The 25106-nt window shown below is 63.6% G+C and carries 25 protein-coding genes; 9 read left to right on the top strand and 16 right to left on the bottom strand.

Features of this window, described 5'->3' with window-relative positions:
- Window positions 1-2 precede the first annotated feature (2 nt).
- The 4 genes from exbB to RX331_RS06845 form a co-directional block, all read right to left on the bottom strand.
- The gene (gene exbB, locus RX331_RS06860) at window positions 3-788 is read right to left on the bottom strand and encodes a tonB-system energizer ExbB (protein ID WP_317255851.1); all 786 of its coding nucleotides are present in this window, start codon (window positions 786-788) and stop codon (window positions 3-5) included.
- 32 nt (window positions 789-820) lie between these two features.
- Window positions 821-1333: a heme utilization cystosolic carrier protein HutX gene (gene hutX, locus RX331_RS06855; RefSeq protein ID WP_317255850.1), complete on the bottom strand. Its 513-nt coding sequence runs from the start codon at window positions 1331-1333 to the stop codon at window positions 821-823.
- Between the two features lie 13 nt (window positions 1334-1346).
- The gene (locus tag RX331_RS06850) at window positions 1347-1682 is read right to left on the bottom strand and encodes an antibiotic biosynthesis monooxygenase (RefSeq protein WP_317255849.1); all 336 of its coding nucleotides are present in this window, start codon (window positions 1680-1682) and stop codon (window positions 1347-1349) included.
- Window positions 1683-1815: 133 nt separating this feature from the next.
- Window positions 1816-4161, bottom strand: coding sequence for a TonB-dependent hemoglobin/transferrin/lactoferrin family receptor (locus RX331_RS06845; RefSeq protein ID WP_317255848.1), 2346 nt, complete (start codon window positions 4159-4161; stop codon window positions 1816-1818).
- A gap of 280 nt (window positions 4162-4441) precedes the next feature.
- On the opposite strand from RX331_RS06845, the gene RX331_RS06840 reads away from it, so the two are divergent.
- The 4 genes from RX331_RS06840 to RX331_RS06825 are packed head-to-tail and all read left to right on the top strand — an operon-like array spanning window position 4442 to window position 7497.
- Window positions 4442-4636: a hemin uptake protein HemP gene (locus tag RX331_RS06840; protein ID WP_317255847.1), complete on the top strand. Its 195-nt coding sequence runs from the start codon at window positions 4442-4444 to the stop codon at window positions 4634-4636.
- A gap of 19 nt (window positions 4637-4655) precedes the next feature.
- Window positions 4656-5606 carry a hemin ABC transporter substrate-binding protein gene (locus RX331_RS06835; RefSeq protein ID WP_317255846.1) on the top strand — a complete coding sequence of 317 codons (951 nt, stop codon included), beginning with the start codon at window positions 4656-4658 and terminating at the stop codon, window positions 5604-5606.
- Window positions 5603-6694 (top strand): iron ABC transporter permease, encoded by a 1092-nt coding sequence (locus RX331_RS06830; RefSeq protein WP_317255845.1) that lies wholly within the window; start codon window positions 5603-5605, stop codon window positions 6692-6694. The genes RX331_RS06835 and RX331_RS06830 overlap by 4 nt, the downstream gene beginning before the upstream one ends.
- Window positions 6691-7497 carry a heme ABC transporter ATP-binding protein gene (locus RX331_RS06825; protein ID WP_317255844.1) on the top strand — a complete coding sequence of 269 codons (807 nt, stop codon included), beginning with the start codon at window positions 6691-6693 and terminating at the stop codon, window positions 7495-7497. The genes RX331_RS06830 and RX331_RS06825 overlap by 4 nt, the downstream gene beginning before the upstream one ends.
- A gap of 281 nt (window positions 7498-7778) precedes the next feature.
- Here RX331_RS06825 and RX331_RS06820 read toward each other — a convergent pair whose 3' ends face one another.
- Window positions 7779-8639, bottom strand: a complete 861-nt coding sequence (locus RX331_RS06820) for a hypothetical protein (protein ID WP_317255843.1) — start codon at window positions 8637-8639, stop codon at window positions 7779-7781.
- 255 nt (window positions 8640-8894) lie between these two features.
- On the opposite strand from RX331_RS06820, the gene RX331_RS06815 reads away from it, so the two are divergent.
- Window positions 8895-9566 carry an alpha-ketoglutarate-dependent dioxygenase AlkB gene (locus RX331_RS06815; protein WP_410708141.1) on the top strand — a complete coding sequence of 224 codons (672 nt, stop codon included), beginning with the start codon at window positions 8895-8897 and terminating at the stop codon, window positions 9564-9566.
- Complete coding sequence (locus RX331_RS06810) at window positions 9553-10791, top strand: DUF763 domain-containing protein (protein WP_317255842.1); 1239 nt, start codon at window positions 9553-9555, stop codon at window positions 10789-10791. Before RX331_RS06815 ends, RX331_RS06810 begins: the two co-directional genes overlap by 14 nt.
- A gap of 144 nt (window positions 10792-10935) precedes the next feature.
- Here the strand turns inward: RX331_RS06810 and RX331_RS06805 are convergent, their stop codons facing one another.
- The 7 genes from RX331_RS06805 to RX331_RS06775 form a co-directional block, all read right to left on the bottom strand.
- Window positions 10936-12615, bottom strand: a complete 1680-nt coding sequence (locus RX331_RS06805) for a mucoidy inhibitor MuiA family protein (RefSeq protein WP_317255841.1) — start codon at window positions 12613-12615, stop codon at window positions 10936-10938.
- A 198-nt stretch (window positions 12616-12813) separates the two neighbouring features.
- Window positions 12814-14403 (bottom strand): phosphoglycerate dehydrogenase, encoded by a 1590-nt coding sequence (gene serA, locus RX331_RS06800; protein WP_317255840.1) that lies wholly within the window; start codon window positions 14401-14403, stop codon window positions 12814-12816.
- Window positions 14404-14598: 195 nt separating this feature from the next.
- On the bottom strand, window positions 14599-15771 hold the full coding sequence (locus tag RX331_RS06795) for a phosphoserine transaminase (protein WP_317255839.1): 1173 nt from the start codon (window positions 15769-15771) through the stop codon (window positions 14599-14601).
- Window positions 15772-15850: 79 nt separating this feature from the next.
- Entirely contained in the window at window positions 15851-16045 is a 195-nt protein-coding gene (locus RX331_RS06790) for a hypothetical protein (RefSeq protein ID WP_317255838.1), read from the bottom strand.
- Window positions 16046-16343: 298 nt separating this feature from the next.
- Window positions 16344-16934, bottom strand: a complete 591-nt coding sequence (locus tag RX331_RS06785; protein WP_317255837.1) for a glutathione S-transferase family protein — start codon at window positions 16932-16934, stop codon at window positions 16344-16346.
- A gap of 82 nt (window positions 16935-17016) precedes the next feature.
- Window positions 17017-17841: an outer membrane protein gene (locus tag RX331_RS06780; protein ID WP_317258048.1), complete on the bottom strand. Its 825-nt coding sequence runs from the start codon at window positions 17839-17841 to the stop codon at window positions 17017-17019.
- A 192-nt stretch (window positions 17842-18033) separates the two neighbouring features.
- On the bottom strand, window positions 18034-18891 hold the full coding sequence (locus tag RX331_RS06775) for an outer membrane protein (protein WP_317255836.1): 858 nt from the start codon (window positions 18889-18891) through the stop codon (window positions 18034-18036).
- On the opposite strand from RX331_RS06775, the gene RX331_RS06770 reads away from it, so the two are divergent.
- Window positions 18812-19027, top strand: a complete 216-nt coding sequence (locus tag RX331_RS06770) for a hypothetical protein (protein ID WP_317258387.1) — start codon at window positions 18812-18814, stop codon at window positions 19025-19027. The genes RX331_RS06775 and RX331_RS06770 overlap by 80 nt on opposite strands.
- Before the next feature lie 191 nt (window positions 19028-19218).
- Here the strand turns inward: RX331_RS06770 and RX331_RS06765 are convergent, their stop codons facing one another.
- From RX331_RS06765 to RX331_RS06755, 3 genes are all read right to left on the bottom strand, one after another.
- Window positions 19219-20478, bottom strand: a complete 1260-nt coding sequence (locus RX331_RS06765; RefSeq protein WP_317255835.1) for an MFS transporter — start codon at window positions 20476-20478, stop codon at window positions 19219-19221.
- A gap of 146 nt (window positions 20479-20624) precedes the next feature.
- The gene (glmM, locus tag RX331_RS06760) at window positions 20625-21971 is read right to left on the bottom strand and encodes a phosphoglucosamine mutase (protein WP_317255834.1); all 1347 of its coding nucleotides are present in this window, start codon (window positions 21969-21971) and stop codon (window positions 20625-20627) included.
- 214 nt (window positions 21972-22185) lie between these two features.
- Window positions 22186-22383, bottom strand: a complete 198-nt coding sequence (locus RX331_RS06755) for a hypothetical protein (protein WP_410708140.1) — start codon at window positions 22381-22383, stop codon at window positions 22186-22188.
- 91 nt (window positions 22384-22474) lie between these two features.
- Between RX331_RS06755 and RX331_RS06750 the strand changes: the two genes are divergently transcribed.
- Complete coding sequence (locus tag RX331_RS06750) at window positions 22475-23611, top strand: alpha-hydroxy acid oxidase (RefSeq protein WP_317255833.1); 1137 nt, start codon at window positions 22475-22477, stop codon at window positions 23609-23611.
- Window positions 23612-23788: 177 nt separating this feature from the next.
- On the opposite strand, the gene RX331_RS06745 is transcribed toward RX331_RS06750, so the two are convergent.
- Window positions 23789-24415: a hypothetical protein gene (locus RX331_RS06745; protein WP_317255832.1), complete on the bottom strand. Its 627-nt coding sequence runs from the start codon at window positions 24413-24415 to the stop codon at window positions 23789-23791.
- 314 nt (window positions 24416-24729) lie between these two features.
- Here RX331_RS06745 and RX331_RS06740 point away from each other — a divergent pair, with 314 nt between their 5' ends.
- Window positions 24730-25056, top strand: coding sequence for a DUF3303 domain-containing protein (locus RX331_RS06740; protein WP_317255831.1), 327 nt, complete (start codon window positions 24730-24732; stop codon window positions 25054-25056).
- The last annotated feature ends 50 nt before the right edge of the window (window positions 25057-25106 follow it).

Below are 25106 nucleotides of genomic sequence, written 5' to 3'. Positions count from 1 at the left end.
CTTCACTCCGCAGCGCGAGAGAGCCGGAACACGCCGCGGTCGCCCTCACGGCTGATCAGCAGCAGCACCAGCGCTGAAGCGTCGCCGAGCAGCGCGCGATGGCCCGCGATGGTGCGGGTCAGATGGTTGTAGATCACGACCGCGGGGATCGCCGCGACGAGGCCGAGCGCGGTTGCCAGCAACGCCTCGGCAATGCCGGGCGCGACCACGGCAAGGTTGGTGGTCTTGGCTTCGGAAATGCCGATGAACGCGTTCATGATGCCCCAGACCGTGCCGAACAGGCCGACAAACGGCGCGGTGGCGCCGATCGTCGCCAGTGCACCGGTGCCGCGGGCGATCTGCCGCGACATCGCCGCTTCCACCCGCTCCAGCCGCAGGGCCACACGTTCTTTCAGGCCGTCGTCGAAGTGACCGCCGGACAGGCTGGCCTCATGCGCGGCGGACTGGACGATCTGCGCCACCGCGTCATTGCCGCCACGGGTCTCCTGCTCGGCCTTGGCCAGCCCCGTATCGGTTTCCAGCATGCCGAGGCGCCGCTTTGCCATGGTTGTCTCGCGGCGGATTTCGATGGTTTTGGCGAGCCAGATCGTCCACGTCACCAACGAGGCGAAGGCCAAGCCTACCATCACTGCCTGCACCACCATGTCGGCATTCACGAACATGTTCCAGGGCGACAGATTGCGCGGCAGCAGCGCGACGTCAGGAGCGGCGAGCGCCGCCTCCGGCAATGCGGCAAAGCTAATTGCGCCACACCAACGGATATTAACATCGCGCGTTTCCCGCCGCATGATCGTCTCCCGGGCTGACAATACGGGACCGGTTACGCCGCGCGGGCGGCTCCGATCCTCTCGCCAAGCGCATGAAAGCGCTGCAGCTGATCGCCGCGCAGCGCGCGCGTCTCGTCGCGTCCAACGAACACCAACATGATGCCGCCGTCGACATTGACGAACGCGATGAAAGCCGACGACTTGCCCATGAAGGGCCGCTCGACGAAGGCGATCGCCGCGCAACGCTCATGGCGAAGGTGGCCGTGCAATCCCTTCGGCTGCATCAGGTTGAAGTAACCGCGGCCGACTTCGCCCGCCGGCACGCTGCCGGTGAACTCGAAGATCGCATCGTCGGTGTGGACGATTAGCGTCACCTCGCCCCATTGCGCGATGTCGTTCATCGCAGCAGCGAACTCGCTGCCAGGGCCAAGGCGCACCATCGGTTCGGGCAGCGCCTCCAGCACCGCACGCGGCGTGACTTTCCGCTCCCGCGCGACGTCCTCGATGATGGCGCCGGGGTTCTCCGCCATATATGCCTTGAGGTCGGCAGCGTCCGTGCTCAACATCGCACCCTCCCCGTCAGGCGGCGGCGCTGGACTTGCGCTCGCTCAGGATCACTTCAAAACCTTCGAACTTGGGATGGCCGAGGTAGAGGCTCTCGCCGGTCTTGTTGTCGGCGCGGGCATGCGCGCGGCGGAATTCTTCCGATCTGGTCCACGCTTCGAACGCGGCCTTGTCGACCCAAACGGTGTGCGATGAATACAGCGTGTGATCCTCGGCGACCGGCCCCTTGAGCAGGTGAAATTCGAGAAAGCCGGCCATGTTGCTGAGATAGGACTCGCGCGAGCGCCAGACATTCTCGAAGGCCGCTTCAGCGCCAATCTTTACCTGGAACCGGTTCATCGCGATAAACATTTGAAATCTCCTTAGCTGAGGTTGCTAGGTGCGCCTGGCGTACCGTTTTTGATTGGGAACATGAATGCACCGAAACCGCGCTGGAGCATCAGCACGGCCCGGTGCAACTTCGATGGTTTGTCAGCTCGTCGAACTACGCTCCGCCAAAGTGAATCTTCAAGCCGGCCTTGTAGACCCTGCCCGGACCGGGGCTCGACCACAACACGTCATTCTGCGAGGTGCCGTCGGAGGAACTGCCAGGGATCGCATAGGGCCGGTAGTATTGGTTCAAGAGATTGTCGATTGAGGCCGAGAAAACAACATCCTTGGTCGCATTCCAGGTCAAATAGAGGTTGACCAGTTCATAGCCGGTGGCAGGCAGATAGTTCACCGGCACGTCGTTGTTGGCGCCGAACGAAGACCACTGCGCCGCCAGGATCAGCCTGCGGTCGAGCAGACGAACACCGCCGGTCGTCGTGATCTTGCGCGGCGTGATGGTCGCCAGTCCGACATTGGTGTCGACGTTCTTGCCCTGCATCAGGTGGCCGGAGAAACCAATGTACCACAGACCGGCGTCGTACGCCGTCTCCCACTCAAAACCTTCGATCCGCGCATGCGCGATATTCTGGTACCGGAAGAATTGGCTGAACAGGCCGGGGACCGGGACCAGGATGGCTGAGCGCGGCGTCGAAGCGACGAGGTCGATATAGCCATCGACGTCATTGCGGAAGACATTGAACTTGCCGCGGAAGCTGTCGCCAGCCGCGAACACGTCATTGTACTTCAGATTAACACCGACTTCCTTGTTCTTGCCGACCTCCGGCCTCAGGTTCGGGTTGGGCAGGAAACAGAACAGGCCGGCCGTGCCGTCCGGGCACGGGAACAGCGGAGGCCCGCCGCCGGTGGCGTGCGCGCCGGCGATCAACGTTTCGGTAATCGCGGGCGCACGATAACCTTCGGCATAGCTGGCGTACGGCGTGAAGCCGGGGACCGGCGTTACGCCGACCGTGAACTTCGGCGAGAACCGGTCGCCGCCACCGCCGGTCGAAACAAACGGCGAATGAAGATCGTAGCGGTCGTAACGGATCGCGCTGACGGCTTCGAACCAGGTCGAGTAATTCTGCTTCAACTGCGCGAACCCGCCTGAAACGGTGCGCAGGCCGCCGGGCGTGGTGACGTTGGAATTGCCACGGCTATCGAAGGTCGACACGTCGTCCTGGAAGGCGTCGAGGCCGAGCGTCACCGCGTTGCGCCAGTCGCCGACATTGAACCGCGTCGTGTTGTTGACGTCGATGCCCAGCGTATCGAGCAAATAGCCGCGCCTGTCGCCAACGCAACCCGAAATGTTGTTGCCCGGATTAGCCAGCGTACATGTACCACCGCCGGTGGTGATGCGGTTGTTATAGGTCTTGACCTGATCGTTGTCGGTCCGGTTGCCGTAGAGCGACAGATTCCAATCCCACAGATTGTCATCGGGCCTGGCGTACTTCCAGGTCAGCGTTCCCGTGTAGTTCTTGGCATCCGATGCATAGACCGAGGAGCCCGCGATGGCCGCCGGAGGCGCCGAGGTCGTCGTCGGCCCGCGATTGAACTGGCCGATATTGTACTGATAGTCCTGGAAGATACCGCCGAGCTTGATCTCGTGGCCTTCTGCAGGACGAACGGTGACCTTCATCAGGCCGGCGGCGATCTCGTTGCCGGTGTTGCCGATCTCGGTGCCGTTGCCGTCCTTGTAATTGCCCTGCGTGCGGTAGACCGCGCCACCGAACACATCGACATTGGGTGTGGCGCGCACGCCGCCGAAGATCGAGCCCATGCCGCGCGCATTGTTGGTGCCGCCGGAGCCGGTCATGTCGACGCCCCAGCGCTCTCCCGGACGCACGACGTCGTCGATGTCCTTGGTGCGGAACGAGACCACGCCGCCGATCGCACCGGAGCCGTAGATATTGGCGGTCGGACCGCGAACCACGTCGACGCCGCCGACCAGCTCGGGATCGAGGAAGAACGAGCCGTTGGCGTTGTGCCCGCTGCGCTGGTAGTTCTGCCGTGCGCCGTCGACGACAACAGCGACGCGGCCGAAATCCTGCAGGCCGCGAATGTTGATGACTGTCGAGGGATCGTCGCCACGCTCCTGGAACGATACGCCCGGCACATTATAGAAGACATCCGACAGCCGGTTCGGCTGCAGGCCCTGGATCTGTTCGAGCGTCACCACGCTGACCGGGGCCAGCGCTTCGATGGCGCGCTCCTCGGTCTTCGACGTCACGACTGTGAGAGTATCCAGCGATTGCGCCGGCGCGGCTCCAATCTGCGCCCGCGCATTCATCACGGCCGCCGCCTCTCGATCCTGCGGCGGCTTTGCCGATTGGCGCCGCGACTGCTTCTGGCGCTCGGACGCGCCGCTCGCGGCCTGCGTATCCGCCGTCTGCGCATTGCCGGCTTCCCCGCCCAGCAACGCAATTGAAAACACCGACGCGCCCAACAAGAGGGCGCGCGACATCCTAGCCCCGTCAGCCATAAAACCCCGACCCCGATATCTGCTCTTGGGTTTGGCTGGCGGGCGCTGCGCGTAACTTGCGAGCTGCTTGCTGGCTACCACTTTCTCGATGCGGGCCTTTTGCCGGCATCGTTTCATGCTTGGTTACGTGGCGGGTTCCGGGTGGTCAAGAACCGCATCCGGCAGTTTATATCAATTGTAAATTGCCACAGTTGGATTGCAGCACATCGCAACTGTACAAACATGGGGCATCACTTAGAATTTTCGGGGCGCCACAGACGACATGTCCGCGACATCTGGAGACAACGCCCGGACACAAGCCGGCCCCGCTTCCACCACGAGATCGCTTGCGATCAGCGGCAACCGGGTCGACAGCCGCGAACTGTTCGCGACCGAGCGCGAGATCATCATCGCGCATGGCGAGGACAATTATCGCCTGCGGCTGACGTCGCAGAACAAGCTGATCCTGACCAAGTGACCGATCAGGTGAACCTTCCATGACAATTTGTCGCACGCTCGCATGGACGACCACCGCCAGTTTCCTGCTCGGCGGCGCGGCGCTCGGTGAGGGCATCACGGTGCATGACGCGCGCAACCGCGATGTCATCATCAGCGATCCGGCGCGGATCGTTTCGATCGGCGGCGCGATCACCGAAATTCTCTATGCGCTGGGGTTCGAGGACCGCCTCGCCGGCGTCGACTCGACCAGCCTCTTCCCGGCCGCGGCGCTACGCGACAAGCCGAATGTCGGCTACATGCGCCAGCTTTCGGCCGAGGGCGTGCTCGGGCTCAATCCCTCGCTGGTGCTCGCGGTGCAGGGCTCCGGACCGAAGGAAACCATGGACGTGCTGGAATCGGCCAAGGTGCCGCTGGTGCTGGTGCCCGAAACCTTCTCCGAAGCCGGCCTGGTCGAGAAGATCAGGCTGGTCGGCCACGCCATGGGCGCGGACAAGCGCGCCGAATGCCTGACGGCAGCGGTCACCGACGATCTGGCGCAACTGCGCGAGCTCAGGGCCAAGGTGACGAAGCCGGTCCGCGTCATGTTCGTGATGTCGCTGCTCAACGGCCGCACCATGGCTGCGGGCCAGAAGACGGCCGCCAACGAGATCATCGCCCTCGCCGGCGGCGTCAACGCCATCGACGGCTATGACGGCTACAAGATCATCAACGACGAGGCGATCATCGCGGCCAAGCCCGACGTGGTGCTTTCGATCCAGCGCGGCAAGGATTCGGTGGATGCGGAAGCCGTCTACGGTCATCCGGCCTTCGCGCTGACGCCGGTCGCGGCCAACAAGGCCTTCATTTCGATGGAAGGCCTCTATCTGCTCGGCTTCGGGCCGCGTACGGCCGCCGCGGCGCGCGATCTTTCGATCAAGCTTTACCCGGCGCTGGCGCCGCAGGCAGAGAAGTTCACGCCGTCGGCATTGACGGCCAATTGCCGAACATGACGGTCCTGACCGGCGCCGGGCCGAAGCGGCCGAGCGGCTATGCGTTCCGTCCGGCGGCCTCATTGACGCTGATCTGCCTGCTGATCGCGCTTGCCGGCACCGTGCTGATCGCCCTCACATTGGGCGCGGCCGGAATCCCGCTCGCACGGTTGCCCGCAGCGCTCGGCCTGTGGGCGGACGCCTCGCCGGCGCCAACGCTCGCACGCGACCAGCTCGTATTGTGGTCGATTCGCATTCCGCGGATTGCGGCCGCTGCGATGGTCGGCGCCCTGCTCGCCGCATCCGGCGCGATCATGCAGGGGCTGTTTCGCAATCCGCTCGCCGACCCCGCCCTGGTCGGCGTGTCCTCCGGCGGTGCATTCGCCGCCGCCGCGGCGATTGTGTTTACCGATAGCCGGTTCGGCCAAAGCCTGCAGTTCATGCAGCATCAGTTACTGCCGCTCGCCGCCTTCGTCGGGTCGCTGGCGACAACCATCATCCTCTATTCGATCGCAAGCCGTTCGGGCCGGACGTCGATCGCGATTTTCCTGCTGGCCGGCATTGCCATCGCGGCCATTGCTGGTGCCGGCATCGGGCTGCTTGTATTCATCGCCGACGATCGCCAGCTCCGCGATATCACGTTCTGGATGCTCGGCTCGCTCAGCGGCGCGACCTGGCCCAAGCTCGCCGCGCTGGCGCCGGTGCTGGCGCTGGCCGCAATCGCCTGCCTCTCGATCGCGCGCGGGCTCGATGTCCTGGTGCTCGGCGAAGCCGAAGCGTTTCACAGCGGCGTCGATGTCGAACGGCTGAAGCGGATTTCGATCGTGCTGGTGTCGGCGATGACGGGCGTGGCCGTCTCGGTCTGCGGCGTCGTCGGCTTCGTCGGCATCGTGGTGCCGCATCTGCTGCGCCTGGTCATCGGACCGGCTCACCGGCTGCTGCTGCCGGCGTCCATGCTGTTTGGCGCAGTGCTGATGACGGGCGCCGATACGTTGGCCCGCACCATCGTGGCGCCGGCGGAAATACCGATCGGTATTTTGACGGCCGCGGTCGGCGCACCGTTCTTTCTCTTCATACTGCTGCGGCAGCGCACCCTGGTGTCGCTATGACCGCCATGCTCGACGCGCAATCGCTCTCGATGGCCGTCGGCGGCGCCACGCTGGTCGATGGCATCGACCTGCGCGTCCAGGCCGGCGAGATGATCGCCATCGTCGGCCCCAATGGCGCCGGCAAGTCGACGCTGCTGCGCATGCTGTCCGGCGACATCCGTCCGACCAAGGGCCGCGTCGCGCTGAAGCAGCGCGACATCCGCCTCTATCCGGCGCGGCTCCTCGCCCATCACCGCGCGATGCTGTCGCAGCATGTCAGCGTCACCTTCCCATTCGCGGTCGAAGAGATCGTCCATATGGGCGCCGGCGATGCCGGCCGCGCCGCCGCGCAGCGCCTGGTCGATACGGCGCTCGACGAGGTTGGATTGGCGCATTTGGGCGCCCGGCAATTGCCGACGCTCTCGGGCGGCGAACAGCAACGCGCCCATTTCGCCCGTGTGCTGGTGCAGCTCGCCTGCGGCGAGGCGCAGCATGGCCCGGGCCTCCTCTTGCTGGACGAGCCGACCTCCAGCCTCGACATGCGCCACCAGATTGACCTCGTCGAAATTGCCAGGCGGCGCGCGCGGAACGGCACGGCTGTCATCGCGGTGCTGCACGATCTCAATCTCGCGATGCGCTTTGCGAGCCGCATCGTGCTGCTGCATCGCGGCCGGCTCGCAGTCGATGGCGGCTGCAGCGAGGCCATCACGGCCGATACCATCCGCCGGATATTCGAGGTCGATGTCGATATCGACTACACTGACCAGGGCGTGCCGTTCCTGCTGCCGCAGACCATGCGGCCGGCCGGTGCGCCGACGGCATAACGCCGCCTTATCCAACGGCGTCACCGGTTGTTCACGGAACTGTCAGGTGATTGTAACAGCCGCTCCGCCAGACAGACGCATCGTCATCCACAGGAGATCCGCCATGCGCGTGTCGTTGCTCTGCTCTGTCGCGTCAGTCTTTCCGGCCGGCGCCGCCTTCGCCCAGGGCGAAGGCCCTACGACAACGAGTTCGTGCTGCCAGAAGTCGGTGAGTTCCTGAAGGCGAAGTGGTTGCTCCTCCCCCTCCCCGCCCTTTCGCGGGGACAGGGAGAAGAATGCCGCTACCGGTACACCGCCTCGTGCCGCCTTGCGATCGCGTTCGATCGCACCATCCATTCCGGCAAGGCGGCGCCGTCGCGATGACGGCCGCCGGCGACGGCGGCGGCCCAGGCGGCCACGGCGCCAAGCAGAATGGCGGTCGCAACCGAGAACGCCAGAATAATGCTGCTGCGCCGCGAGCGCGCAATTGCGGTCTTGGCGGCGCCAGCAACGCTGTCGACGCGCTTCTCGGCATCGCCTGCCGAAAGGCCCGTGAGCGCAGCAACCTGCTGAATCAGATAGGTGCGATCGTCAGCGCTCAGGCCGCTATGGCTCGAGGTGGTGAGCAGGATGCGGCCCGCCTCGGCGCGCTCGGCGCTGAGGTCAACATTGGGCGCGCGGCGGCCGGCGCGAAACAGCCGGTCCAGCTCGTAGCTCAGTAGCGGCTCGGCCGCGCTGGCCTGCGCAGGACCGCGCATCGAGGCCGTCCGGTTGACTGTCGCCGCGCCGATCAGCGCCGCGAGGATGGCGCCCATCACCACAGCGAGCGCCCAGCTACCGAGGCCATGGGCGCCGTCAACATGCTCTGTTTCCGCTACGGCAGCCGGGCCGGTCGAGGTACGGGCATGTCCGGCGATGTAACCGCCAAGGCCGAACGACAGCACCGCCTGGATGATCAGATAAAGGCCCGATAGAATCGCCAGCGCCGCGGACGCGTCGCGCCATGTCGGCGCGGTCGAGGTCACGCCAAGGCCGATCGTCACCGCGAATGTCAGCAGCACCGAAGACAGCGCGGTGGCCGCGAACGCGCCGAGCACGATCGGCGACCACTGCAGGAAACGCGACGCGACATCACTGCGCGCCGCCGGCGTGATGTTTTCCATCGATTTCTCCATTGCCCTAGCGAAGGCCGAAGAACGACAGAACCGCCAGAATAACGACGATCAGGCCGACCAGATAGATAAGTCCGTGCATGGTTTCCTCCTCCAAATGTCCCGCCGCCATGTCGAACCGACAATTTTTGCAAACCGGCAAAGTTCCTCACGATGGCAGGAAAAACATGCAACGAAGCGACCTCGCGTGCGGCTTTAACCAGTTGAGGGCGCATCTTTATTTGTGCGGACCGATCCCCATATTGGGTGGACGCCGACATTGCCGAGGACATCAGCTTGACCGAGCAGTTCGCGCTTTTTCCGCAGGAGAAAGCCTCGCCGGAGGGACTGCGCTACGCCCCGGAGTTCATCACGCCGGCGCTCGAGCGCGAGCTTATTGGACGGGTCTCGGCATTGCCACTGCAGCCTTTCCAGTTCGGCGCGTTCGAAGGCAAGCGCCGCGTCGCTTCCTTCGGGTTCCGCTACGATTACAGCCTACAGAAGCTGCAGCCGGCCGAACCGATTCCCGCCTGGCTGCTGCCGCTGATCGAGAAGGTCGAAGTCTTTGGCGGGCCGTCGACGCAAATCGCGCAAGTGCTCTGCACCGAATACGACGTCGGCGTTGGCATCGGCTGGCACCGCGATAAGCCGCATTTCGACCGCATCTTCGGCCTCTCGCTGGGATCACCGTGCAAGTTCCGCTTTCGCCGCGCAGTCGGCGAAAAATGGCAGCGCTATACGCTTGAGGCCGCGCCGCGCTCGCTCTACATGATGTCGGGTGAATCGCGCCGCGTCTGGGAGCACAGCATTCCCGCCGTTGAGGCGCCGCGCCATTCGATCACTTTCCGTACGATGGCCGACAGAAAGGCCTGGCGGCGCGCGCCCTTGGCTCTGCTAGACTGCCGTTCAGAATCGCTGGGAACCGATGGCAAGACGTAGCGGCAGTGCCGATCTGCCCCTTCATGGCGGCCGCGTACCGCCGTGGCTGGCGACGCGCATGTCCTCGCTCGGCGCCATCATCACGCAAGCGATCGTGCATCATTACGGCCGCGATGAATTCTTGCGGCGACTATCGCATCCTTTCTGGTTCCAGTCGTTCGGCGCCGTGATGGGGATGGACTGGCATTCCTCGGGGATCACCACCAGCGTGATCGGTGCGCTGAAGCGCGGCCTTAAACCGATGGAGCATGAGCTCGGCATCCGCGTCTGCGGCGGCCGCGGGCAGCACTCGCGGAAGACGCCGGATGAGCTTCGGCTGCTTGGCGAGCATCTCGGCTTCGACAGCGCGCCATTGATCCGCGCCAGCCGCCTCGTCGCCAAGGTCGACAGTGCCGCGGTGCAGGATGGCTTTGATCTCTATCTGCACGGCTTCTTCGTCACCGATGACGGCAAGTGGACCGTCGTGCAACAGGGCATGAATGGCGACAAGCGGCAGGCGCGGCGCTACCATTGGCATTCCGAGCAGCTCGAAAGTTTCGTCGACGAGCCGCACAGCGCCATCGACGGCCCGGCGCAGGGCCAGATCGTCAATCTCACCGATCATCGTGCCGAGCGCTCACGCGCCGCACAGCTCGAACTGTTGAGCGAGCTGGGGCCGGATCGCATCGTCAGCGAACTTGCCGCCATGGAGGGCAAGGCCCCGGCGCAGGCGATGCTGCCGCATCTCGTGATGCCCGCACATCATGATGTCAGGTCGAGCGACGTGTTCAGCCGCCGCCTCCATGGCACGCTGGCCGCGGCGGCCGAGCGGGGGCCGGTCGATTTTCCGGAATTGCTGCTGACGCCCGGCGTCGGGCTGCGCACGGTGCGTTCGCTCGCCATGGTCGCCGAGGTCGTCCATGGGGCGCCGTACCGGTTCACCGATCCAGCCCGCTTCTCGCTGGCGCATGGCGGCAAGGACCGACATCCCTATCCGGTGCCGATCAAGGTCTATGACGAAACCATCCGCGTGCTGAAGTCGGCGGTACAGAACGCAAAGCTTGGGCGCGACGAGGAGATGCAGGCGTTGAGGCGTCTCGACGACCAGTCTCGGCAGCTTGAACGTTCGGCCAAAGGGCCATCGCTCGATGCCTTCATTGCCGGTGAACGCGCGGCATCGCCGGCGCTCGATGGCCGCTCGGTGTTCGGATGGGAAGCCGAGTTGCAGGCGCGGAAGAGCGAGTAGCTCAACCAGCCTTCAGTGTCCCGGACGCGATGCAGTGCGCAGCGCTGCTCCGCAGAGCCGGGACCCATTGCAGATGGACCCCGGCCCAGCGGTGCATCACGCCGCGGCGCGGCGTGCTGCACCGCAGCCGGGGAACGATGGCTACTACCCCGCCGGCACCATCACGACGCCCTTGTCCTTGGGCCAGCGAATCCGCCAGGCGAAGTTGATGTCCCTGACCTCGCCCGCCTTGGCTTCGAAGGCCCATTCCAGCACGCCGCGGCGGTCGCGGATGTTGCTCGCCGTCGGCGGCGTCGTGGAGGGCAGCATCTCGACCTGGATTTCCTCGTTCTCGCTGACCGGCAACTGATCCTCGATCGCGATCCGGATCGGGAAGTCGTGGCCGTTGCGCACGGTGGTCTTGAACGCGCGTTCGTCGGTCTTCGACGTCGTCACGATCAGACCGGCCGAGCCCTCGTTGCGCTTGAGCACGTTGCGCTCGATCTTGATCTTGTCGTCGGCGCCGAAGCCGAGCCGCACGGTCTCGTCCTTGCTTGCAGCGGCCATCAGGGCGCGCCCGACAAAGACGCCATCGCGGTAGATCGAGACCCGGCCCGGCAAGAGAGGCGCGTCCTCATTCTGCTTGAAGCTCGCTTCGAGGAACGCCGTCGGGTCCCTCACCGGCGCGGCGCGGACCGAAAGGTCCGGGGCGATCGCCGCAGAGGAGACGCGCAGGCTCTTGGCGCCCTCGCTCGCGCTGAGGCTGACGCGGCCAGGAATCCTGAATACCACCTGGAAGCCGCTGACATCGGCCGTGGCCTGCTGTTCATCGGCCACCCGGAACCGATCCCCAGCCACCGCCTCCTCCATCTTGGCCATCGGCGCAGGCGCCGCGCGTAGCAACTGCCTGTTGGTGTCCACCGCGCCGCTGGCCGACGCCTGCGGCCTCGGCGGCTGCGGATATTGCACGACAAGCGAGCTCAGCTCCGGCGCGCTGCCGCCGCGCGCCGTGCGCACGGTGGAGACGCTGAGCGCGACATTGGACCAGTCCTCGCCGGACGATTGGGTAATTTCGGCACGGCGCACCAGTTCGAGCGCCGGCTTGCGATCCCTGGCGCCGGCGTCGAGCCGGGCGTCGTAGAGCGGCGTCCAGCGCGCGTTGCGCACGGCATAGGTTACCCGCAGCGTCGCCCTGGTCGGAGCGGCGGCGGCGAGCTCGATCCGCACCTCCAGCTTGTTCGGCGGCTTCTGGGCGCGATCCTGTTCGAGGCGTGCGATCTCGCGGTCGATTTCGCGCTGCTTGCGCTGCGCATCGCGGATTGCGGCGTCGGCGCCGGCGATCTCATCGCCGACCGCGGCAAAGGCCGCGCGCCATTCGGCAATCGGCCGCGCCTCGCCCTTCTCGCCGATTCCGGTCGGCGAAGTATCGGCGAAGCGCTCGGCGAATTTGCGCCGTGCATTGGCCGCGTCGATCGCGCCCTGCAGATTGGTTCGCTCGTCCTTCAACACCTCGATGCGCTTGTCGAGTTCGGGCAGGTTGGCTGGCGGCGCCGCACGCGGCGACTTGGCGTCGATCGCGCCAATCGTGAGCTTGGCCGCCGCCTCGCCTTCGACCCGGAGCGACGACGGATCGAGCGCCAGCGGAAAATCCTTGAGCACGGCGGCGTTCTCGCCGGCGGGAAGATCCAACTCGACGATGCGCGTCACGCTGGCGCCGTCGGGATAGACGGTGACGGCATCGACCGCCGAACTGGCCGGCAGGTCGGCCGCCCGCGCCCGGCCGGCGAGAAACGCCGTCAGCACGACGAGGCTCGTCGTTAAAAAGCTGTTCGCATTCAATCGCATGGAGTTTCTCCTGAACTGTTCGCCTGACGGCGGCGCACCAAAAAGGGCCCACCATCCCCAGTCGTGAGACGCAGCGAAGGAGAAACGGGTTCGATCAGGATTTAGGGCAAGATTGCGGCGCATACGTCGCCGGCGAGCCTCGACTCCCATCGGGGCTCGCTCGGCGTTTTTACGCGACAGCGTTAAACCGCCAGCGCCTTAAAACGCCAATGCCTTGGCCTGCTTCACCTGGGGCAGCGCCTGCACCTTGCTGAGCACGTCAGCGGGCACGGGGCCGTCGATCTCGACCAGCGCGATGGCGTCACCGCCCTGCTTGACGCGGCCGAGATGGAAGGTGGCGATGTTGATCTTGGCATCGCCGAGCAGGCCGGCGAAGCTGCCGATGAAGCCGGGCTTGTCTTCGTTGGTCACATAGATCATCGACTTGCCGAATTCGGCGTCGACGCGGATGCCCTTGATGTCGACCAGCCGCGGCTTGCCGTCGTGATAGACGGTGCCGGATACCGAGCGTTCCTGCCGTTCGGTGATGACGGTGACCGTGATCAGGCTCTCATAGTCGCTCTGCGCCGCGCGCACGATCTCGTCGACCACCATGCCGCGCTCTTTGGCGACGACAGGCGCGGAGACCACATTGACCTCGCCCAGCATCGGCCGCAGCAGGCCCGACAGCACCGCCGAGGTGATCGCCTTGATCTTCATCTCGGCAACATGGCCCTCATAGGTGATCTGGGTCTTGATGATGCCGCTCTCGGTGAGCTGGCCGGCGAACGAGCCGAGCTTTTCGGCGAGCTCGATGAACGGCTTCAGCTTCGGCGCCTCTTCCGCCGTGATCGACGGAAAATTCACCGCGTTCGAGATCGCGCCCGTGAGTAGATAATCCGACATCTGCTCGGCGACCTGCAGCGCGACGTTCTCCTGCGCTTCCGTGGTGGCGGCGCCGAGGTGCGGGGTGCAGATCACGTTGGGATGGCCGAACAGAACGTTCTTGGTCGCGGGCTCCTCGACGAACACGTCGAAGGCTGCGCCGGCGACGTGCTTGGAGTTCAACGCGTCGACCAGCGCCTGCTCGTCGACCAGGCCGCCGCGGGCGCAGTTGATGAGGCGCACGCCCTTCTTCATCTTGGCGATCGCCGCCGCGTCGATGATGTTCTTCGTCTTCTCGGTCAGCGGCGTGTGCAACGTGATGAAGTCGGCGCGCTTGAACAATTCGTCGAGCTCGACCTTCTCGACGCCAATATCCTTGGCGCGCTCCGGCGACAGGAACGGATCGAACCCGATCACCTTCATCTTGAGTCCCTGCGCGCGGTCGGCCACGATCGAGCCGATATTGCCGCAGCCGACGACGCCGAGCGTCTTGCCGGTGATCTCGACGCCCATGAAGCGGTTCTTCTCCCACTTGCCGGCCTGCGTCGAGACGTCGGCCTGCGGAATTTCGCGCGCCAGCGCCAGCATCAGCGTGATCGCGTGCTCGGCGGTCGTGATCGAATTGCCGAACGGCGTGTTCATTACGATGATGCCCTTGGCGGTGGCCGCGGGGATTTCGACATTGTCGACACCGATGCCGGCGCGGCCGATCACCTTCAGCTTCTTGGCCTTGTCGATGATCTTGGCAGTTGCCTTCGTCGCGGAGCGGATCGCAAGGCCGTCATAGTCGCCGATGATCTCGGCGAGCTTGTCCTTGTCCTTGCCGAGATTGGGCTGGAAGTCGACCTCAATGCCGCGGTCTTTGAAGATCTGAACAGCGGCCGGAGACAGCGCGTCGGAAATGAGAACTTTGGGTTTGGACATTGGAGTGATCCTTCACACCTTCCCCTGGAGGGGGAGGTCGGCGCGAAGCGCCGGGATGGGGGTGAAACTGTGGCTGCGAATTCTACGTGCGTCGGGTGCGGAGAGAGCCCCTCACCCAGATCGCTCAGGCGCGCGATTGCGCTGCCGAGCGATCCGACCTCTCCCCGTAAGAACGGGGAGGGGCTAAGAAAGAAATCAAGCCGCCTTCGGCAACGCGGCCTTGGTTTCGGCGAACGCCCAGTCGATCCACTGCGTCAGTAGCGCGACATCGGACGCTTCCACGGTCGCGCCACACCAGATCCGCAGACCCGCCGGCGCATCGCGGTAATAGGCGAAGTCGTAACCGGCGGCCTCCTTCTCGACTAGCGCAACCAGCTTTTTGGAGAACTCCGCCTGTGCGTCAGGAGTAAGTGAGGTGATCGCGGGATCGGTGAACTTCAGGCACACCGAGGTGTTGGAGCGGATCGCCGGATCCTTCGCCAGGAAGTCGATCCACGGCGTCTTCGCCTTCCAGTCCGACAGCACCTTGGTGTTGGCGTCGGCGCGCGCGATCAGGGCTTTGAGGCCGCCGATCGACTTCGCCCAGTTCAGCGCATCGAGGTAATCCTCGACACACAGCATCGACGGCGTGTTGATGGTCTCGCCCTCGAAGATGCCCTGGTTGAGCTTGCCGCCCTTGGTGAGGCGGAAGATCTTCGGCAGCGGCCAGGCCGGCTTGTAAGTCTCGAGCCGCTCCACGGCGCGCGGCGAGAGGATCAGCATGCCATGCGCAGCCTCGCCGCCCAGCGCCTTCTGCCAGGAGAACGTCACGACATCGAGCTTGGCGAAATCGAGCGGTTGCGCGAAGGCGGCCGAGGTGGCGTCGCAGATCGTCAGACCCTGACGATCTGCGCTGATCCAGTCGGCGTTCGGCACGCGCACGCCTGATGTCGTGCCGTTCCAGGTGAAAACGACGTCGGAGGCCTGGTCGACCTTGGAGAGATCGGGAAGCTCGCCATAGCCGGCGTGCAGCTTGGTGACGTCCTTGAGCTTCAATTCCTTGACGATGTCGCTGACCCAGCCCTCGCCAAAGGATTCCCAGGCGATCGTGGTGACCGGGCGGGTGCCAAGCAGCGACCACAGCGCCATCTCGACCGCGCCGGTATCGGACGCCGGCACGATGCCGATCTTGTAATCGGCGGGCACTTCAAGCACTTCGCGCGTCAGTTCGATCGCGAGCTTGAGCTTGGCCTTGCCGAGCTTGGCGCGGTGCGAACGGCCGAGGGCTGCGTCTTTGAGATTTTGGGGATTCCAGCCGGGGCGCTTGGCACAGGGGCCGGAGGAGAAATGCGGCACGTTCGGCCGCGAAGCGGGCTTCGCTACGGTCATGATCTATCCTTCCAGATAGTAAGCCTCCCGTTGGGGGGAGGTGTCCCGCGGCGGTGATTAAGGGAATCGCGCCCAATCGTCAAGAAACATCGGGCCTATCACGCCCGATTGATAAGCCTTCCTCCGCTGCCGGCGCCGGCTCCTCCTGCAGCAATTCGGCGGCATCGGTGACCAGCTTGGCCGCCTCCCGGCGGCTTGAGACCTTCAAAACACGAGCCTCACCAGCCTGCACCACATATTCGCTTCCGATACGAACGATCGAATATTTCTTCATCGGAAAATCCCCAAAGCTGCCCAAGCCCCATGGGAGACGTCGCAATAGCGGAGACGTTCCTGTCCGTAAAATCACGGACGCATGCGTAGTTTATCGGTTGTTAACCCGATCTCACAGCGACGACTACCTGAGGGCTTTGTCGGAAACTCCACTCAACCAGCATGCAAAGCGCCTCTCGTCTCATCATGCGCGGCGTGCCACCATCAAGCAGCGCGCAAGGTGATGGATGGTGGGCACGTCGCTTGCGCTCCTTGGCCCACCCTACGCTTGTGCAATGCTTCTGCGAACGTTTTGAAATTCAGCGCGTCGGCGGGAGCTCGAGGAATTTTTCGGTCGCGGCGATCCAGCGGCGCACCGCAGCGTAGCCGTCGAGATCAAAGCCGCCTTCATGCGCCACGCGCGTATACGCAAGCAGCGACACGTCGGCGAGCGTGGCGGCGCCGCCGACAAGAAATGGAGTTGCGGCGAGTTGCTGCTCCATTCGCGCCAGCGCAGCATAGCCGCGCTTGACCTTCTCGGGATCGAGGTCGGAGGCGGGCTTCTTCAGATAAAACATCTGGAAGCGGCACACCGCGATATAGGGCTCGTGGCTGTACTGTTCCCAGAACAGCCATTCGTCCATCTTGCCTTGGGCGAAGGCATCCGAGGGGATCAGGCCGGAGCCGCGGGCAAGGTAGCGGATGATCGCGTTGGACTGCGACAGCGTGCGGCCGTCATCAAGCTCGACCGTCGGCACCTGGCCGGCACCGTTGAGCTTCAGAAACTCCGCGGTGCGCGTCTCGCCCTTGAGCGTATCGATGGCGATCCAGGTGTAGGGCAGCGCGAGATGATCGCACACCCATTTCACCTTCAGACAATTGCCGGAATTGATATCGCCGTAGATTTTCATGTGCCGCCCCTGTCAGGGCGACAGTGCAACAGGCGGCGGCTCAACTGTCAACGGCGCCTGGATAGATGCGACGGCAGCAGAATCAGAATTTGTAGCCGACACCGGCACGTACGGTATTGATGTTGGTGTCGATCTGGGAGGTGAAGCGAATATACTCCCACTCCGCACGCATGAAGAGACCGGCGACCAGATTGATGTCGACGCCAAGGCCCGCCGTGTAACCGTAGATCAGGTGATTGTGCACAACATCCGTGGCGTTCAGCGTTGCCAGTGGCGTGAAAGGCCCGTTTATCGTGGGGCTGACAGCATCGTAGACGGTGACCGAACGCGCGATATCGGCTTTGCCGAGCGCGAATCCGCCGAACATGTAGGGCAGAAAGCAGCCCCACGCGTAAGCGGCGCGCCCTCGGAAGGTCGCTATATCTGAAATCGAAATCGATGCCGATGAAGCAACGGCAACGTCGTGGAAGAAGCCATCGGACAACGCCGAGCCGCTGACTAGTTCCTTGGTTGCACGGGACGCTCCCCCGAACGAGCCGTGCATGTAACTTACTTCGAGGCCGATGACGACGTCGTCCCATTGCGAGTTATATCCGGCGAAGGCGCCGAAGGCCGACGAGCGCGCCGATTGCCCCGCGAGGCCGAGATTCCATTGCGAAACCTGCATCTGCTGGATGACGTTATGGTCCAGCAGGGTGGCAAGCATGTTCGCGTTCGAGCCGGAGAACTTTGCGTCGGACGAACCATAACCGGCCTGACCGCCGACATAGAAGCCATCCCAATTGGTCCTGGCAGCGCTCAGCCCCTCGCTGAAGCTCCCTCGCAGAAACGGCAGGTCCGGCATGTCGGCGGCTTGCGCCCCCGTCACCCCTCCGCACACCATCGTCACCAGCAAGAATCGACGCATCGCAACGCTCCATCCGACATACTGAACTTGAGCGTGATCATCGCCTGTTAACCTTAACCAATCGTTTTCGTGGGCTTCGAATGGCGCAATCTTGTCGGAAAGCTGACGCGCATTTTTCGCGCGCGGCACAAAGGCAAACGGCGCGGGAATGATCCGCGCCGCTCGCCAATCGTTAACGAATGGAAGTCGCGATTAACCTTTGCGGATCAGCGGCGGCGCGTAGACCTGCGGAGATTCCAGATTCCAGCGCACGCCGAGCTTCAGATCATGCGAGGTGATGTCCTTGAAGGTCATCGGGTTGTTGACAAGGTTGCCACCCTGATAGGTCTTGACGTCACCGGTAACGCCATCGCCGAGATCGACATAGCGATACGCGAGCTCAAGCGTGACGTTCGGCGAAATCTGATAGGCAAGTCCGGCATACACCGCCCAGGCGAAATTCCATTTTGACGCCTTGTCAGCATAGGCTGCGCTCGGCGACGCGCCGTATGTCGCCGGGAAGCCAACAACAGCATCCGAGAGGCCCTGATCGGTGAAACCCGAAATCGTCACTCTCGAGGTACCGACACCGGCGCCGATAAATGGAGTCACGCACCACCACGTTCCCAGATCGACGTAGGCATTGGCGAGAAATAGCAACTCGGATTTGTTCGCCGTATATTTATTCGAGCCATTGTGGACGAATCCACCGAAGTTGAATGTGTTTAGGTCGAGACCAGAGAAGCTGGACTTGCCCCGATATTCTCCCGTGACGTCAGCGCGGAACCATCTATTCACCTGATAGCCGACACCGAGCCCGAAGATTCCCGCAGTGGCGAAATCGAGCTGCTGGTTCTGAGTGAGAAGAGTCGAATCGAGCGCGTTGTTCAAACGTTTGACGCTCTGATTGGAAAAGCCGATGTCGCCGCGCAGATACCAGCCGCCGAAATCCTCGACCACGGGAGGAGGCGCATAAGCGGGCGGAGGCGCGATGGCCATGTCGGCAGCAAACGCCGCCGAGGACAACAATGTGGCCGCACCGGCGGCAATGAAAGACTTTACGCTACGCATGGGCTCCGTCCTTTTGTCCGGTGAGGCTGACTACAAAAAGGCCCCACTTCAAAACTCACGGACGGGACGATGGCATCAAATGTTTAAGCGGCGCTTAACCCTAATTTTTAAGGTTGACAATCTCTCACTTTCTTAGCGACGCGTTTTTCACGCGAATCTCGCGCGCAATTGCACCGAAAAAAATGGCGAAATCGCCCCACATCCTAACGAGAGATGCGCGCATGGCCGCGTCGTTAAGCTTTTGTTGACGCGGCCGGCCGCCCCTCACCCACGCTTATCTTGCAAGCGTGCGTAGCGTAGACGCTGCGTTGTTGGCGCATCTGGTCTTCAATGTATCTGTCTCGGCATCTTCGGCAGGAACACCGCAAGCAGGCCAAGCGCGGGCAGGAACGCGCAAAGGTGATAGACGAAGGCGATGCCGGTGTGGTCGGCGACCTTGCCGAGTACGGCAGCGCCAAGTCCGCCGATGCCGAAGGCGACACCGAAGAACACGCCCGAGATCATGCCGAAGCGGTGCGGCATCAATTCCTGCGCGAACACGATGATCGACGACGTCGCCGACGAGAGGATCAGGCCGATGAAGACCGTCAGCACGGCGCTGCCGACGAGACCTGCATAGGGCAGCGCCAGCGTGAACGGCAGCGCGCCCAGGATCGAGAACCAGAGAACGTATTTGCGTCCGTAGCGATCGCCGAGCGGCCCGCCGAAGAACGCGCCCGCCGCATTGGCGGCGAGGAAGATGAAGAGATAGAGCTGGGCCGCCTGGGTCGAGACCTGAAACTTGTCGATCAGGTAGAAGATGTAATAGCTCGACAGACTCGACACGTAGAGCTGTTTCGAGAACAGGAGCGCGACCAGCACCGCGAGCGCGATTTTCACGCGCCGGGGATCCGGATGGTCCGGATGCCGTGCCACAGCGGCCGTCTTCTTGGTCGTGATCTGCGGCCTGTACCAGACGCCGATCCGCCACAGGATCACGATCGCCAGAAATGCGATCGACGAGAACCAGGCGATCGACGGCTGGCCGAACGGCACCACGATCAGCGCCGCCAGCACTGGCCCCATCGAGGTGCCGAAACTGCCGCCGAGCTGAAACACCGATTGCGCCATGCCGTAGCGACCGCCGGACGCCAGCCGCGCAATGCGCGCCGATTCCGGATGGAACACCGCCGAGCCTAATCCAACCAGCGCCGCAGCGATCAGGATGATCGGATAGAGATGCGCGACGCTGAGCAGCAAGAGACCAATGAAAGTAAAGCCCATGCCGATCGCGAGCGAGAACGGCTGCGCCTTCTTGTCGGTGAAGTGCCCGACCACGGGCTGCAGCAGCGACGCGGTGAACTGGAACGCCAGCGTGATCATGCCGATCTGCGCGTAGTCGAGCGCGTAGGTGTCTTTCAGGATCGGATAGACGGAGGCGATCAACGACTGCATGGTGTCATTGAGAAAATGCGAGAAGCTGATGCCGGCGAGCACGACATAGGCCGGCCCGGCAGCGGCCGCCTTGGCGGCAAGGCCGGGCGCTGCGTCCGCCACCACGACCGGCGCGGTCGCGGTTTCCTCTGATACGATGACGGGCTTGTTCAACGGCGCATTCCCAAAAATGCCGGCGGGCGCAATACCGTCTTTCTACGCCGCATCGCAGCGCGGCGACCAGCACCAATAGACGATGGCTGCGATGCGCTGCTGCGCACCGCCGATCAGCGATTCCATGTTGTCAGGATAAAGCCGGCTTATGCCGCCGCGGCGTGGCCAAGCGCGCTGACGATCTGGTCGACGACGTCCTCGACCAGGTCTCGGTCGTCGCCCTCACCCATCACGCGGATGACCGGCTCGGTGCCGGACGAGCGGACCAGAAGGCGACCGTGGCCGTTGAGGCGGTTCTCGCCGTCCGTGATCGCCGATTTCACTTCGTCATTGTCGAGCGGCTTTCCGCTGCGATAGCGCACGTTCTTCAGGATCTGCGGCAGCGGGTCGAAGCGGTGGCAGACCTCCGACACCGGGCGGCGCAGCTTCTGCACCACGGCGAGCACCTGCAGCGCGGCGACGAAGCCGTCGCCGGTCGTGGCGTAGTCGGAAAGAATGATATGGCCCGAGGGCTCGCCGCCGAGATTATAGCCCTGGCTCAGCATCTGCTCGAGCACGTAGCGGTCGCCGACCGGCGTGCGCACCATGCCGAGACCCTGGCCTTCGAGAAAGCGCTCGAGGCCTAGATTCGACATCACGGTGGCGACGATGCCGGGCTTGGCGAGGCGGCCGTCTTCCTTCCAGCTTTGCGCGATCACCGCGAGCAGCTGGTCGCCATCGACGACATGGCCGCGCTCGTCGACCAGGATGACGCGATCGGCGTCGCCGTCGAGCGCGATGCCGATATCGGCGCGCATCTCGCGCACCTTCTTGGCCAGCATCTCGGGCGAGGTCGAACCGCATTCCTTGTTGATGTTGAAACCATCAGGATCGACGCCGATCGCGATGACGTCGGCGCCCAGCTCCCACAGCGCTTCCGGCACCACCTTGTAGGCCGCGCCGTGCGCGCAGTCGACCACGACGCGCAGGCCGTCGAGCGACAGCTCGCGCGGCAGCGTGCGCTTGGCGAATTCGATGTAGCGGTCATGGACGCCGTCGATACGGCGGGCGCGCCCGAGGCTGGCGCTCTGCGCCAGGCGGCGGTCGATCGGCTCGTCGAGCAGCTGCTCGATCTGCTTCTCGACGTCGTCGGAAAGCTTGAAGCCCTGCGGGCCGAACAGCTTGATGCCGTTGTCCTCGAACAAATTGTGCGAGGCCGAGATCATCACGCCGAGGTCGGCGCGCATCGACTTGGTCAGCATCGCGACCGCCGGCGTCGGCATCGGGCCGAGCAGCAGCACGTCCATGCCAACCGAGGTGAAGCCGGCCACCATGGCGTATTCGATCATATAGCCGGAGAGCCGCGTATCCTTGCCGATGACGACGCGGTGGCGATGCTCGCCGCGCTGAAACACCAGGCCGGCCGCCTGCCCCACCTTGAGCGCGAGCTCCGGCGTAATCAGGCCGTTGGCGCGACCCCTGATGCCGTCGGTACCGAAATATTTGCGGCTCATAAAACCCCCAAGCCATTTCGGGACGTGGACCCATCACGCCACGAATCGCCGAACGCCCTCGATCGGGGCGTGCAGCGGTTATAGTCTCTCGGCCACTAAAATGGCTTCAAAAAATATGATGAATCATTACGGCCAGAAGCGCCCGCGATTGTCACCTAACCATTTGGTATTAATGCATATTTCCCCTGGAGAGACGAGCGCCTGCTCGGGCGCGCTAGTTCCCCCGCTTGATGCGGCGGTCCGCCCTTGAGGGCGGCGGCTGGGTGACATTGACCGGATCGGACGCCGGAAAGGTCTTCTTCAGCCCCTCTTCTAGGGCATCGTCGAGCCGGCGCCTGTCCTCGGAGGTGGCCGGGCCGGCCTTGTCAGATGCAGCTTTGCGCGGATGGGTCATGGGATGTTTTCCCGTCATGAATGGCGCTTCCCGAGATGCGATTTGGCTGGCCATCCAACCATGCTAGATGACGGCGGACTTACGAAATTCAAGAAGGGCGGGACGTCCAATGAAGCACATCACCTGCATTGAGGATCTGCGCCAGTTGCACAAGCGCAGGGTCCCCAAGGCATTTTTCGACTATGCCGACCGCGGCTCCTACACCGAGGACACGCTGCGCGCCAATCTCGAGGATATGCAGCAGATCAAGTTCCGCCAGCGCATCCTGGTCGACGTCTCCAAGCGCAATCTCTCCACTACGATCCTCGGCGAGCCCGCCGCGATGCCGCTGGTGCTCGCGCCGGTCGGCCTGCTCGGCATGCAGCATGGCGACGGCGAGATTCACGCCTGCCGCGCGGCGCAGGCCGCCGGCATTCCCTTTACCCAGAGCACGATGTCGATCTGCTCGATCGAAGACATCGCCGCCGCCGTCGACAAGCCGTTCTGGTTCCAGCTCTACGTCATGAAGGACCGCGGCTTCATCAAGGCGCTGATCGAGCGCGCCATCGCGGCAAAGTGCTCGGCGCTGGTATTGACCGTCGACCTGCAGGTGATCGGCCAGCGCCACCAAGACATCAAGAACGGCATGTCGGTGCCGCCGGAATGGACGCTGGCAAAACTGCTCGACTTTGCCAGCAAGCCTTCATGGGTCGCGGGCGTCTTGCGCGGCAAGCGCCGCAGCTTCGGCAACATCGTCGGCCACGTCAAAGGCACCGAGGATCTCAATAAACTGGCGGAATGGACCGCCTCGCAGTTCGACACCTCGCTGAACTGGAAGGACCTCGACTGGATCCGCTCGATCTGGCCGGGCAAGCTGATCCTGAAGGGCATTCTCGACGTCGAGGACGCCGAACTCGCGGCCAAAACCGGTGCGCAGGCGATCGTCGTCTCCAACCACGGCGGCCGCCAGCTCGACGGCGCGCCGTCCTCGATCGAGGTACTGCCGGAGATCGTCGATGCCGTAGGCTCGCGGATGGAGATCATGTTCGACGGCGGCATCCGCACCGGCATGGACGTGGTGCGCGCGCTCGCACTCGGCGCAAAATCCTGCATGATCGGCCGTGCCTATGCCTACGGCCTGGGTGCCGGCGGCGAGGCCGGCGTCGCGAAGGCGATCGACATCCTCGCCAAGGAAATGCTCACGACCATGGGCCTGTGCGGCGTCAACACGGTGGCCGAGATCAACGACGACGTACTGGCGGTTTGAGGAAGCGGCGAGACAAGTTCATCGTCGTCCCCGCGAACCGCGGGGACCCATACGCCGCGGCCGTTCGGTAAAGCGATGTGGTAGCCGCCTTCGATCCACAACAAGCAACGGTGGCTATGGATCCCCGCGTTCGCGGGGACGACCCGTTGAGAGAGCTCGCTAGCCGTCCTATAGCCGTCACATCGGCGGTGTGATCCCGTCGCGACCGACATTGACGCGGTTCGCTTCGAGCGTGCCGTCGTCCTTCTTCACCGCGCCGAAGATGATGATCTTCGCGCCCGGCTTGATCTCGGACTTGTCACTGGCGACGAAAGTGACGACGGGCGTATCCGGCGGCACCACGACTTTCTTCTCGCCGTCCTTGTACTTGACCAGAATGTTCTGGCCGTCGGTGCCCTTCACCGTCTGCGCGACGGTGGCGTTGGTCATGGTCGAGTTCGGCCGCTGGTCCCAGGGACGAAAGCCTTCGGCGGCGCCGCGCTGATTTTCGGGGAAGATATGCACCGCGACCGCTTTCTGGGTGCCGTCAGGCTCGGGCATGCCGGTGACGCCGATATAGGAGCCTTCCTTGATTTCGGAAAGCTCGGTCTTCACGACGGCGAACACAGCGACGTTGTCGGTCATCTTCACCTTCATGTCGGTGCCCTCGCGCGACTTGATCGACAGCACGGGGCCGTCCACCGCCTCGATGGTGCCGCGGATGCGGACCGTCGGCGGCTGCTGTGCGGAGGCTTCCACCGCAACCAGGGTGGCAAGGCCAAGCGTGGCCGCGAGCAGGCGCGGCCATGAAGAAGATTTTTGCATGATAGTCCTCCAAGATGGAATAGGCGCCCAACTCAACGCAAACCCCGGAACTGACCGGGTATTCCGCAGCGCCGGTTCTTCGTTTCCAGCCTCCCTTTATGGTGGAATGATACAACTATCGCCTTAAACGTGCGGGATCGGTATGCCCGGCGAGGGGCCGCGGCGACTACTTCCGTTGATTTGAATCAACGTCCGAGCATTGCAGTGCATGCCATTGGCAAGGTGCGAGGTATTTTCTCGCCCAGGTCTTCGTTTCTCCCCAAGTGCTCGTTTCTCCCCACGTCTTCCTTTCTACCCAAGTCTTCGGAGGGATCATGAAATACATGCTCGAGTACACGGTTCGCACAGCAGGCCTTTCGTTTGATCAGAATTTTGCAGGGTCGCACTCGCTCCTGACGGCGTTCAGCAAATGGAAAGCGGAAGAAGAGAAGGGTTTGACGATCCACGCGTTCGTCTCAGATCTCACCGGAAGAGGCGGCTACGTCTTGGCAGAGGCCAACGACCCCAAGGTCATCACTGCCTTCGTCTCGAAGTACAATTACTGGAATGACATCAATGTCGTTCCCGTAATCGATGTTGGCGAGGCCATTCCGATAAATGCCAGTTCACTGGACTGGGCGAGAAGGGCAGCGAGTGTCTAGCGACTCGTCGCAACTTGTCGCTAGGCGGCTGGGAGTTCCTGCTGCTACCT

The sequence above is a fragment of the Bradyrhizobium sp. BWA-3-5 genome (assembly GCF_032917985.1).
Classification (GTDB): Bacteria; Pseudomonadota; Alphaproteobacteria; order Rhizobiales; family Xanthobacteraceae; genus Bradyrhizobium.
This window is presented reverse-complemented; position numbering and strand designations above follow the sequence as displayed.